Source organism: Corallococcus sp. AS-1-12 (genome assembly GCF_020036995.1).
Taxonomy (GTDB): Bacteria; Myxococcota; Myxococcia; order Myxococcales; family Myxococcaceae; genus Corallococcus.
On sequence record NZ_JAIQDD010000018.1, the window covers coordinates 160,413 to 171,919 of the forward strand.

The following is an 11,507-nucleotide window of genomic DNA, read 5'->3' on the forward strand; positions in this document are numbered from 1 at the left end:
CCCGGGGTGTCCGGGCTTGGGAGAGAGTTCGTAATGCCGGAGCTGGTGTTCTTCCGTCGAGGCGAGGAAGTGCTGCGGGTGGCGGTGGACCGGGCGCGGGTGGTGCTCGGCCGGGGCGACTCCAGCGACGTGGCCATCCCGGATCCGGAGGTGAGCCGCCAGCAGGTGGCCCTCCTGTGGGACGGCCAGAAGTGCCGCGTGGAGGACCTGTCCGGCAAGGGCACGAAGGTCGCGGGCGCGGTGGTGGAGCGCGCGGACCTGCCGGACGGCGCGGACCTGGAGCTGGGCCAGTGGCGCGCGGTGTTCCGCCAGCACGGCGCCAGCGACGACGCGGACGCGGCCACGGAGGCCGGCAGCGCCACCGCCGTGCAGGGGCGCGACCCGCAGCGCTGGCAGCCCGCGCAGTTGCGCGTGAAGCAGGCCAGCACGGAGGCCGTGCACCGGCTCACCGGCGACAGCTTCACGGTGGGCAAGGACGCGGGCAACGACCTGGTGCTCCAGGACCGGTTCATCTCCGGCCGGCACCTGAAGGTCACGCGCAAGGACGGCGTCTTCCACGTCGTGGACCTGCGCTCCACCAACGGCACGTGGCTGGGCCCGGTGCGCCTCTTCGAGGCGGAGGTGACGCTGCCCACCACGCTGCGCGTGGGCGAGGCGGAGCTCATCCTGGAGGCCGTGCCCGCGGCGAAGAAGGAAGCGCAGTCCTTCCACGGCATCCTCGGCGGCGACCCGTCCGTGCGGCAGCTCACGGACCTCATCCAGCGCGTGGCGCCGTCCACCGCGGCCGTCACCATCCTGGGCGAGTCCGGCACGGGCAAGGAGCTGGTGGCGAACGCGCTGCACGCGTGCTCGCCGCGCGCGAACCGGCCGCTCATCCCGGTCAACTGCGCCGCCATCTCCAAGGAGCTGATTGAGAGCGAGCTCTTCGGCCACGAGAAGGGCGCGTTCACCGGCTCCGTGGGCGCGCGCAAGGGCGCCTTCGAGGAGGCGGACGGCGGCACGCTGTTCCTGGACGAGATTGGCGAGCTGCCCCTGGACCTCCAGGCGAAGCTGCTGCGCGCGCTGGAGAGCGGCGAAATCAAGCGCGTGGGCGCCAGCCGCCCGCTGCACGTGGACGTGCGCGTGGTGGCGGCCACCAACCGCGACCTGCTGGCGGCGGCGCGCGAGGGCCGCTTCCGCGAGGACCTGTACTACCGCCTGTGCGTGGTGCCCCTGCACCTGCCGCCCCTGCGCAACCGCCGGGGGGACGTGGTGGCGCTGTCGGAGCACTTCGTGCGCGCGTTCGCCCCGCGCGGGCAGACGGTGCGCTTCACGCCGGCCGCGCTGGACAGGCTCCAGCAGCACGCCTGGCCGGGCAACATCCGCGAGCTGCGCAACGTGGTGCACCGCGCGCTGCTTTTGCGCAAGGGCCCGTCCATCGACGCGAGCGACCTGTCCTTCGACCAGGAGGTCAACCGCGAGACGGGCATCACCGTGCCGGAGCTGCCGCCGGGCATGACGCTGGAGCAGATGCTGGAGAAGCTGGAGCGGCAGATCATCGAAACCGCGCTGCGCCGCTTCAACAACAACCGCGAGCGCGTGGCGCGGGAGCTGGGGCTCGCGCGCTCCACCCTCTTCAAGCGCCTGAAGGACTGGGGCCTGACGAAACAGGACGAGCAGGAGTGACTCCGGAGGCGCCCGCGCCCTACCCGGGGTCTCCCGGGTGGGCGAGGTCGCCCCAGGCGGAGTGCGGCGCCGGGTGCGCCCGCGTGCGCAGGTACCAGGGCACGCTGACCACCACCAGGCGCCGCTCGCCGGACAGCAGCAGCGCGCTGCGCAGCAGCTCCGAGCGGCGGCCGTAGAGCATGGCCCGGTACCAGCGCTGCTCCAGCAGCTCCGGCAGCACGATGGCCACGGTGCCGCCCGGCACCTCCGCGAGCAGCGCGTCCAGGTAGTCCATCAGGGGCCACACCAGCGCGCGGTACGGCGACCCCACGTGCACGAGCGGCGGAGGCCTCCGCCCGGCCTCCTGGAGCGGCGCCTGGACGAAGTGCTGCCACTGTGAGTCCAGCGCCGCCTCGTCGGTGTCGCCGCTGCAGATGTGCACCGCCCTCACGTCGTCGCTCAGCGTCAGCGCGAAGCGCAGCGCCGTCTCCGACGCGTGGGACCAGCGGTCCACGGGCACCACGGCGACCATCGGCGACGCGGGCGTCAGGAGCACGGGCCGCTTCAGCTCCGTCACCTGCCGCGTGCGCGTGTACGCGGCGTGGACGCGCGACAGCACCAGCAGCCCCACGGGCACGATGACGAACGCGGCCCAGCCGCCGTGCGCGAACTTGGACACGCCCACGATGCACAGCGTGAGCGCCGTCATCGCCGCGCCCGCGCCGTTGAGGGCCCGGCGCCACCGCCAGCCGTCCTGCTCCCGGTGGCGCCCCCAGTGCACCACCATGCCCGCCTGGGACAGGGTGAAGGCCATCAGCGCGCCAATGGCGAACAGGGGAATCAGCCGGTCCGTGATGCCCCCGCACGCGATGAGCAGCACGGCCGCCAGCGCGGACAGGGTGAGGATGCCGCGCGACAGGGCGAGCCTGCGGCCCCGGTGGGCGAAGCCCGGCGGCAGGTAGCGCTCGCGCGCCAGCACCTGGCAGACGAGCGGGAAGCCCGCGTAGCTGGTGTTCGCGGACAGCGCGAGCACGCAGAGGATGGCGGCCATGGCCACGTAGTAGAAGACGCCGCGCCCCATCACCGCCGCGATGAGCTGCGAGAGCACCGTCTGGTAGTGGGCGCCGCCGGGGACGGTGGCGCCCACGCCGTACGCCCGGCACAACAGCGCGATGCCCAGCAGCATCGTCACCAGGACGCCCACGATGATGCCCAGCGTGACGCGCGCGCGGCGGACGTCGGGGTCGCGGAAGATGGGCACCGCGTTGCTGATGGCCTCCACGCCCGTCATCGCCGTGCACCCGCTGGCGAAGGCGCGAATCACCAGCCACGCGCCCACGGACGCGGTGGGCACCGCCAGCGGTGGCGGCGGCTGGACGGGCGTCGCATCCCCCGTGGACAGCTTGAAGAGGCCCACGGCCAGCACCACGCCCAGGGACGCGATGAAGAACCACGTGGGCACGACGAACACGGCGCCCGCCTCGCTGACGCCGCGCAGGTTCACCAGGGTGAGCAGCGCCAGCAGGCCCAGGGTGATGTGCAGCGTGTGCGGCCGCAGGGCAGGGACCGCGGACACCAGCGCGCCCGTGCCGGCGGAGATGCCCACCGCCACGTTGAGCAGGTAGTCCAGCATCAGCGCCGTCGCCGCGAGCAGCCCCGCGCCCCGCCCCAGGTTCTGCTTCGCCACGGAGTAGGCGCCGCCGCCGCTGGGGTACGCGGCGATGGTCTGCGCGTACGAGCCCGCGACGAGCATCAAGAGCCCGACGATGGCGGCGGTGATGGGGAGGAGCAGCCACACCCCCGCGGCCCCCAGCGGGCGCAGCACGGTGAGCGCGGCCTCCGGGCCGTACGCGGCGGAGGACAGCGCGTCCAACCCCAGGAGCGCCACGCCGGTGAGGACGCCCGTCTTCTCCTGCATCGCCTGGGCGCTGGTGAGCGGGCGCCCCAGGAGCACGTCCATGACGCCGTTGCCCTCGCGGCGCCGGGGCATGAACGGCCTCCTGCGTCCGTACTCGGCCCACTGAGCCATGGCGACGTCCCCCTGGCACGGAAGGTGCGCACCGGCTGTCCGGGCGAGAACACGGCCCTGGAGTCGCATGCCCTCCAGGGCCATAGACCCTTTCGCGCGCCCGTTCGTTTCACGGGAAGACACAGGAGACCGTCCGCCATGGGCCCGCACGCCGCCGTCCTCCCCTTCCCCACCCTGGATGATTTGTACGCCCTGCACCGCCCGCGGGCGCTGGCCATCGCCCGGCGCATCGTGGGGGACACCGACGACGCGGAGGACGTGGTGCAGGACGTCTTCCTGCGCCTGTCGCGGCAGCCACCGGGGCTGGATGGGCGCGCGACGTGGACGACCTGGCTGCACCGGGTGATGGTCAACAGCAGCATCAACTGGCTGCGCGCGCGCAGGCGCCGGGAGCGGCTGTCGCACGCGCCCCAGGAGACCGTGTCGCCGGAGGCCCACGCCATGGGCACGCAGATGCAGCGGCACTTCCACGAGGCGCTGGAAGAGGTGAACCCCCAGCAGCGGCAGGTGCTCTACCTGCGCGAGGTGCGCGGCCTGGGCTCCGCTGAAATCGCCCGGCTCCTGCGCATCCCGGAGGGCACCGTGAAGAGCGCCCTGCACCGCGGCCGCCAGCGCGCCCTCACCGTGATGGAGGAGCGCGGCCAGCGGCCCTGAGACGCGGACGGCGCTACTCGTCGCCCTTGCTGCCCACGAACTGGTCGCCCTTCTCCTTGAAGAGGAGGTTGAAGCTGGTGAGCGAGCCGTAGACGCGGGTGATGTAGCCCTGCATCTCCGCCTTCTCCGCGTCCGTGAGCTTGGGGTGCGCGTTGAGCTTCTGCTCCAGCACGCGGATGCGGTCGCGCACCATCGTGACCTTGTGGAACAGGTTGTCGATGGGCATGTCCTTCGCCTGCAGCTCCGGGTTGCCCGGCACCAGCCTCACCGTGCCGCCCTCCCACTTGCCCGCGAGCGGCGGATCACTGAGGCCCGCCGCCTCCCGGAAGATGTCCATCAGCTCTTCGCGCGTCATGTTCAGCCCTTCCAGGTCCACCACTTCGTGCGGATCCGCGCGGTGGCGCACCACCACGGGCGCCACGCTGCGCGGGGCGCGGGTCCGCGTGCTCGAAACCACGGGCGCCGGGGCCGCGGAGCCCCGGGGCGCGTACTTGTCACAGATGGGCGCGGAGGGCGGGAACATGCCGCGCGAGCCCTGCAGGCGGCACGGCCCCACCCATCCACGGTGATCCACGGAGTGCGGGCTCCAGAGCTTGCAGTTGCCACACACCCGCTCATCCGGCCGGAAGGTGGGCAGCGCTGGAGTCCCGTCCCCCGCGTCCGACATGTCAGCGCGCCTCCCGGGCCACCGGCTTGCCCTTGCGGATGTTGAGCTCGCGCAGGAGCGCGTCCGCGTCCTCGACCTGGTCGAGCTGCCACAGCAGGTAGCGCACGTCCACGTTGACGTTCCGGGCCACGTCCGGATTGTAGCCGAAGTCGTTCGCGACGTTCTCCCACACGCGGTCGAAGTTCACGCCGACGAGCTGCCCCTTGCCGTTCACCGTGGGGCTGCCGGAGTTGCCGCCCGTGGTGTCCGCGTCCGCCAGGAAGTCCACCGGCACGTCCTTCAGCCGGGGGTCCACCCACCGGCCGAACTTCTTCGCCGCCGCGGCCGCGCGCACCTTCTCCGGCGCGTTGAAGGGCTCCTCGCCGGTGTGCTTCTGCAGCATCCCCGTCAGCGTCGTCTGCGGCAGGTACTGCACGCCGTCGCGCGGCGTGTAGCCCTGCACCTTGGCGAACGACACGCGCAGCGTGCTGTTGGCGTCCGGAGCAATCGGCTTGCCCGCCTGCGCCATCACCGCCTTGCGCCACGCCGGCCGCAGCCGGGAGGACGCGCCCAGGCGCTGCTCGCGCGTGTCATCCAGCGCGGACTGCTCCTTCGCCAGCTCCATGCCGAACGCCAGCAGCGGGTCGCGGCGCGCGACGAGCTGCCCCACGGACTCGTCCGCCATCTTCATGCGCTCCGCGAGCGTGAGCACCTTCGTGCCCGCGTAGAGCGAGTCGATCTTCGCCAGGACGTCCTTCTCCGCGTACGTCTTGCCGAAGACGGTGTCCACGGCCGCGATGCGCGCGTCCTGGGGGAGCGCCTGCGCGCGCTTCACGAACGCGTGCAGCAGCGCCTTGTCCGCGGCGAGGAAGAGGTTCTTCTGCTCGCGCTCCAGGCGGTCCTTGATGCGCGGCACCTCGCGGTCCATGTACTCCGGGCGGCGCTCCAGGTCCGGCTTCACGCGCTCCATGGCCAGCCGGGACACGGACGCGGCCAGCGCCGGCCCGCGCGCCAGGCGGCTGGACATGACCAGGAGGAACTCGCGCTCGAAGGTCTTGGAGGCGGTCTGCTGCTCCGCGAGCAGCGCCTCGCGGGCCTTGATGGCCTCCCCCCACTTCGCGGGGTCCTTCTGGGCCCAGGCGACGGTGGCCGCCTCCGCGTCGCGCTGCTTCTCCACGATGTGGCCGCGCTTCAGGCCCGCCAACTGGCCGCCCGCGTTCTTGTAGACGTTGTGCAGGCTCTTGAGCTGCGAGGCCACGGCGATCTTCCCGGCCGGGTCCTTCTCCCCTTCCGCCTCCAGGATGCGGATGGCCTCACCCATCACGTCGCGGATGCGCGGGTAGAAGCGCGCCTGGCGCTCCGCCATCTCGTCCGCGAGCAGCGTGCGGAAGGTGGAGCCCGGGTAGCCCAGCACCATCACGAAGTCGCCCGGCTTCACGCCCTCCGTGGACAGCGGGAAGAAGAACTCCGCCTTGTAGGGCACGTTCTTGTCGCTGAACGCCGCGGAGGCGCCGTCCGGCGCGGTGTACGCGCGGATGATGGCGAAGTCGCCGGTGTGGCGCGGCCACATCCAGTTGTCCTCTTCGCCGCCGTACTCACCCACGGCGCGCGGCGGCGCGTAGACGAGGCGCACGTCCTGCAGCTCCACGGCGTCCACCAGCGTGTAGTTCACGCCGCCGTCGAAGGTGGCCACCTGGCAGCGGGTGGCGGGGCGCTTCTCGCACTCGGCGACCAGCTCCTTCTGCTTGCGGTCGATGGCCTTGTAGCGCGCGAGGTCGTCCGCGCCCTGCGGCACGGCGGCGTTGACCTCCGCCGTCACGTCCTTGAAGCCGCGCGGCACCTGCACGCGCGAGCCCTTGCCCGGGAGCTCCTCCGCCTGGCTCTTCGCGAGGAAGCCGTCCGTGATGAGATCCCTCTGCGGGGAGCTGTGCTCCTGGATGATGGAGAAGGCGCAGTGGTGGTTGGTGATGATGAGGCCGGAGGCGGAGATGAACGACCCGGAGCAGCCGCCGGTGTTCACCGTGCCCGCGAGCAGGCCCGTGCCCCGCTTGGGGTCCCACAGCTTGCTGGGCGGCAACTGGAGGCCCTGGGCCTTGAGCCAGGCGGGGCTCAGTTCCAGCACCTGCTGCGGGGTCCACTTCCCTTCCCCGGCGAAGGCCGGGGCTGCCACGAGCGAGAGGAGAAGGAGCGTCTTCTTCATGGTGCCCCATCCCTACCCCGTCCGCCGCCCCGGCGCGACCGTTCCGGTGTCCGGGGCGCGCGTTTTCGCGGAAGATGGAACGCGCTTGGATGTTCCGGTGTCCAGGCAGGAGGGGACCAGCGATGCGGACCGCGAGCGGGGCGACACTGGATTTCGGAAGGCTGGCGCTGCTCGTCCTCCTGATGGGGGCGTCCTGGTACTTCTGGTACTCGCCGGTGCTGTGGCCGGTGAAGGTGCTGGTGGTGATGATGCACGAGAGCGGGCACGCGCTCGCCACGCTGCTCGTGGGGGGCTCGGTGGACCGGGTCCACCTCCAGTTGAACGAAGGGGGAAGCTGCTTCTCCCGCCTGCCGCCCGGCGTCATCAACCGCGTCATCGTGTCGTCCGCGGGCTACCTGGGCAGCGCGGTGGCGGGCGCGGCGCTGATGCTGGCCACCTTCCGCTTCCGGCTGGGCCGCGCGGTGATGGGCGCCGCGTCCGTGTGGCTGGCGGTGATGGGCTTCTTCTACGCGGGGGACCTCTTCACCCTGGCCTTCTGCCTGGGCATGGCGCTGGCCATGGGGCTGGGCGCGCGCTTCCTGCCCACGGGGCTGGTGGACGCGCTCAACCTGTTCCTGGCGGCCTTCACCGCGCTCTACGTCGTCTTCGACCTGAGGGACGACCTGTGGAACAGCGCGGTGCGCGCCCAGAGCGACGCGGCCATCCTCGCCAGCGAGACGTGGGTGCCGTCCATCGTCTGGGCGGCGCTGTGGACGCTCTTGTCCCTGGCCCTGCTGGGGGTGTCCGCGTACTGGGCCATGCACGCGAAGCCGGGCGGCGGCGTGAAGATGCCGCCCATGGCCCGCGCGCGGCGGGTGTGAAGAGAGAATGGCCCACACACTGAAAACCAATCCATCAGCTCGCTAGGTTTCCACACTCACCAAATTGCAGACAAGCAAAAGGGAGCAACATGCCAAACGAATTTACCGCCGAGTCCCTGCCAGCAGCAATTCGTCTCCTTTTCCAGCTAAACAACTACGACGTTGAAGGACCAGTACAAATCAGCGGAGCGGAAGTCGATCTTGTCGCCAAGCCCAAATCCGACCCATTTGGCACGCCGATATACATTGAGGCAACCATCGAACATGTCGACAATGAAAAATACGGAAAAGACGCAGGAAAGTTCGCCTTAATTCGTGAGATCGATCCTGGCGCACGGAGACTAATAGTCTCAGCCAGAAGCTTCTCGCTCCCAGTAAGGGAGCGAGCCAAAGACAGTCGAATCGAAACACTCACATACGACGAGCTTTTCGCTAAATTCGAAAGATTCGACCCATACATCAAAAGCGTACTTTCAACTGGACCTTCCGCAAGGCAACTGCGCGACCTTGACGCAGTCTACGAAGAACCTTCGTTCTTCGACAAAATAGGAAACGAGCAAGCAACAAACTTCCTAAGCGAATGGCGTGCTACCACTGCTCCGGAAAAGAGGTGGCTAGTCATCGTCGGCGAATATGGGACTGGCAAGACAGCCCTAACAAAGATTCTTCAATACCGCTGGACGCAAGAGTATCAAAAGAATCCATCACTCCCGATTCCATTCAGGATTGAGTTACGAGAATTCACTCGTCAATTTGATGCCCGAGGACTTCTCCACCACTTCCTTGATCACAATGGACTTGGGCATGTGCCTCTAGATTTCGTTTTCACTTTGATTCGAGCTGGACGAATCGTCCTACTGCTAGATGGCTATGACGAAATGGCTCAGTATATGCACGCCAGAGAGCGGCGCGTCTGCCTAGAGGCCTTAGCGCAGTTGGCTTCCGATGGAGCCAAAGGCATTTTGACGAGCCGTCCCAATTACTTTTCTGAAGCTGAGGAACTACAGGTTTTCGAAATTCTCTACTCCTCGCTGAATACCGGCTCCCTTTATCTGGCAGGCATCGACAAGGACGTCGTAGACCGGGAAAAAGAACTCGACCAACTACTCTTGTCCCAATTCCTTGAGCGCTACGAACGAACGCTCAAAGACCTATCTCCTGAGCAAACCGAATCGCTCGTCAGACGAGTTCTAAAGGATGACAACGAAGGAAGAGATGCCGTACTGAACCTACTTGGCCGCATCCAACGAAGCGCCGAGGATGCTGGCGCCATCTCGCTATCCGGCAAACCCGTAATCATTAGCTACTTGTTGGATGTTGTCGAATCACTCAAAGAGCATCCCCGAGATGGCGGCGACGCCCCATTGTCAGAGTGGGCGGTCTACAGACTAATCGTTGAACAACTCATGATGCGAGACTTCAGGCGCTCCCATCACGTCCTGCCCGCCAAGCGAAGGAGCTTTCTACGCAGCCTGAGCGTATGGCTCTCAAAAAGAGACAACCCAATCATCGAAGAAGAAGAATTCCAAACTCTAATCAGGAGAGAATTCAAAGCAGAGCTGCGCCTAATGCAATCAGAACGCGAAGAGGAGGTTCAGAAATACTATACAGACCTCCGCAGTTCCGCCACACTAACGAGATCCTCCGACCCGACCCGCGCTGGATTCAGGTTCTCCCATAACTCTCTTCGTGAATTTCTCCTTACCGAGTACCTCCTCGACTGCCTTGAGAAGGACGAACTAGCAACGGAACAAGTCCCTGTCTCAGATCCGATGCGAGTCTTCACTGCCTCGCGAGATCCCGAGGACATTGAGCGCCTTTTCTCAAAACTAACCGCGCGTTGGGCGCACCGAGAGAACCAACCCGGCATTGGTCAAATATTGTCGCTACTATGGGATGGAGCGCTACGGCTCTTTGCAACATCACCCGAGCCCGTTCGCGAGTGCCTCACTTCTCTTGCTGGCGGCAACTTGCGCATGGACGCGATCAGCGTCTCGCGCCTCAAACTCTCCTCAGAAACAAAACCATCCACGCTCAACGGCATAGATTTCTCATCCAGCACACTGTCGGATATTGATTTTTCCGCCTGTGTCGCCGCCGGCTCCAATTTCTCCAGCGCCATTCTCGAAAACACCAATTTCTCCAATGCGAGTCTACTAGGGGCGCGCTTCAATGACAGCCTACTGATCGACGTAGACTTCACTGGGACCATTCTCGTCGGAGCAGACTTCCGCGGTGCCGATAAGAGTTCCACGATTCTTGTTGATCCCACATCGACCACTTCGCGCAGACTGGAAGGACTGGCCAGCATTGGCTATTTAAACTTCGCTGGAGCAACCACTGATGAGGTGCCGTCTTATTATGTCTTCCAACATCACCCAGGCTTCCCTATCATTGAAAAAATATGTCGCAAACTCACAGAAGGAGCTCGTCAGAGGCGAGGCCTTGAACAGCGCGGCGCTGCGCGCCAGAATCCCAAGTTCGCCAGCCAATTTATCAAGTATCTTGAAAACACTGGCCTCGTTGAGCCTTCAAAGGGAAGAACTGAGCAGGTCTTGGCAACTGAACGAGGCCGCGAGGTTTTCACACTGCTCTTTGAGAGGCGTGAGCTATCCGACGAGTTGGCGAATTTCCTAAGAGACAACCGCCCAGCCTAACGCCGGGATCGGTTGAGTTGAAGGAATGAAAGGCAGTGGCGGAACCAAGCCGCGAGCTTTGCGAGCGGAGTGGACGCGCGTAACTGCCTCACCGTCCGAGCCAGGTCCTCAATAGCCCGAGGCGCAAGGCGACGAAGCTGCCGCTTCAGGTCCGCCCACCACAGCTCGATGGGATTGAAGTCGGGCCTGTAGGTGGGCAGGTACACGACGCAGGCGCCAACGGCTTCGACCGCCTGGCGCACACCGGCCACTTTGTGAGCCCCCAGGTTGTCCATCAGAATGACGTCTCCTGGATGCAGCCAGGGGCAAAGCCGCTGGCGGACGAAGCGCACGAAGATGCGGCCATTGATGGCGCCTCGGTGCGTCATCAACTTGGGCCGGCAGCCCACGCGGATGGCCCCCACGAGCGTCAAGGTCGTAACCGTCCGGTGGACGTCGTGCCGGAGGGCTTGATGACGGACGAGGACCGTGTTCGGCGAGCGCCGCGACGAGCGAGCTGTTCAGTGACTGAGCTGGAGGGGCGAATCGGGCGGGTCGGCGGCGCGTCGCCGCTTCCATTCGTGGGGTAGCAGCTCACCGATGCGCGAGTTGGGATGCGTCTGCACCCGGAGCAGCACGTCAGCCAGGTACGCCTCGGGATTGACGCCGTTGGCCTCGCAGGTGGCGACCAGCGCGTAGAGGCCCGCGAGGTTTTCACCCGCTGCCTCGTGGCCGACGAAGAGAAAATTCTTACGGCCCAGGGCAACGACCCGTTCATTCCGCCGCAGGTTCTGGGGAAGTTGCCCAGATGCATTACCGATGGCATCCCCTGGTAGGC

The 11,507-nt window shown here is 66.8% G+C and carries 9 protein-coding genes; 4 read left to right on the forward strand and 5 right to left on the reverse strand.

The annotated features are described in order from the left end of the window. Nucleotides 1-33 precede the first annotated feature (33 nt). Complete coding sequence (locus K8556_RS25675; protein ID WP_223742721.1) at nucleotides 34-1,665, forward strand: sigma 54-interacting transcriptional regulator; 1,632 nt, start codon at nucleotides 34-36, stop codon at nucleotides 1,663-1,665. 19 nt (nucleotides 1,666-1,684) lie between these two features. On the opposite strand, the gene K8556_RS25680 is transcribed toward K8556_RS25675, so the two are convergent. Continuing rightward, nucleotides 1,685-3,634 carry an APC family permease gene (locus K8556_RS25680; RefSeq protein ID WP_223742722.1) on the reverse strand — a complete coding sequence of 650 codons (1,950 nt, stop codon included), beginning with the start codon at nucleotides 3,632-3,634 and terminating at the stop codon, nucleotides 1,685-1,687. Between the two features lie 177 nt (nucleotides 3,635-3,811). Here K8556_RS25680 and K8556_RS25685 point away from each other — a divergent pair, with 177 nt between their 5' ends. Continuing rightward, a complete protein-coding gene (locus K8556_RS25685) occupies nucleotides 3,812-4,327 on the forward strand; it encodes an RNA polymerase sigma factor (RefSeq protein ID WP_223742723.1) in 516 nt (171 codons plus the stop codon). Nucleotides 4,328-4,340: 13 nt separating this feature from the next. Here K8556_RS25685 and K8556_RS25690 read toward each other — a convergent pair whose 3' ends face one another. Then, on the reverse strand, nucleotides 4,341-4,994 hold the full coding sequence (locus K8556_RS25690; protein WP_223742724.1) for a hypothetical protein: 654 nt from the start codon (nucleotides 4,992-4,994) through the stop codon (nucleotides 4,341-4,343). Between the two features lies 1 nt (nucleotide 4,995). Next, a complete protein-coding gene (locus tag K8556_RS25695; protein WP_223742725.1) occupies nucleotides 4,996-7,173 on the reverse strand; it encodes a S46 family peptidase in 2,178 nt (725 codons plus the stop codon). Nucleotides 7,174-7,295: 122 nt separating this feature from the next. On the opposite strand from K8556_RS25695, the gene K8556_RS25700 reads away from it, so the two are divergent. Together K8556_RS25700 and K8556_RS25705 are read left to right on the forward strand one after the other, a co-directional pair. Then, entirely contained in the window at nucleotides 7,296-8,033 is a 738-nt protein-coding gene (locus tag K8556_RS25700; protein WP_223742726.1) for a M50 family metallopeptidase, read from the forward strand. An 89-nt stretch (nucleotides 8,034-8,122) separates the two neighbouring features. Then, nucleotides 8,123-10,690 carry an NACHT domain-containing NTPase gene (locus K8556_RS25705; RefSeq protein ID WP_223742727.1) on the forward strand — a complete coding sequence of 856 codons (2,568 nt, stop codon included), beginning with the start codon at nucleotides 8,123-8,125 and terminating at the stop codon, nucleotides 10,688-10,690. On the opposite strand, the gene K8556_RS39245 is transcribed toward K8556_RS25705, so the two are convergent. Continuing rightward, entirely contained in the window at nucleotides 10,687-11,103 is a 417-nt protein-coding gene (locus K8556_RS39245) for a transposase (protein ID WP_255652185.1), read from the reverse strand. The two genes, K8556_RS25705 and K8556_RS39245, sit on opposite strands and share 4 nt — an antisense overlap. Nucleotides 11,104-11,190: 87 nt before the next feature. Continuing rightward, nucleotides 11,191-11,507 (reverse strand): transposase domain-containing protein (locus K8556_RS25715; protein ID WP_223742728.1); only part of this gene is annotated, 317 nt, incomplete at its 5' end.

What these genes read in the sequence shown, in the direction of transcription:
- K8556_RS25690 (WP_223742724.1), bottom strand. Translation starts at nt 4,994, where the DNA reads ATGTCGGACGCGGGGGACGGGACTCCAGCGCTGCCCACCTTCCGGCCG.
- K8556_RS25705 (WP_223742727.1), top strand. Translation starts at nt 8,123, where the DNA reads ATGCCAAACGAATTTACCGCCGAGTCCCTGCCAGCAGCAATTCGTCTC.
- K8556_RS25680 (WP_223742722.1), bottom strand. Translation starts at nt 3,634, where the DNA reads ATGCCCCGGCGCCGCGAGGGCAACGGCGTCATGGACGTGCTCCTGGGG.
- K8556_RS25685 (WP_223742723.1), top strand. Translation starts at nt 3,812, where the DNA reads ATGGGCCCGCACGCCGCCGTCCTCCCCTTCCCCACCCTGGATGATTTG.
- K8556_RS25700 (WP_223742726.1), top strand. Translation starts at nt 7,296, where the DNA reads ATGCGGACCGCGAGCGGGGCGACACTGGATTTCGGAAGGCTGGCGCTG.
- K8556_RS25695 (WP_223742725.1), bottom strand. Translation starts at nt 7,173, where the DNA reads ATGAAGAAGACGCTCCTTCTCCTCTCGCTCGTGGCAGCCCCGGCCTTC.
- K8556_RS25675 (WP_223742721.1), top strand. Translation starts at nt 34, where the DNA reads ATGCCGGAGCTGGTGTTCTTCCGTCGAGGCGAGGAAGTGCTGCGGGTG.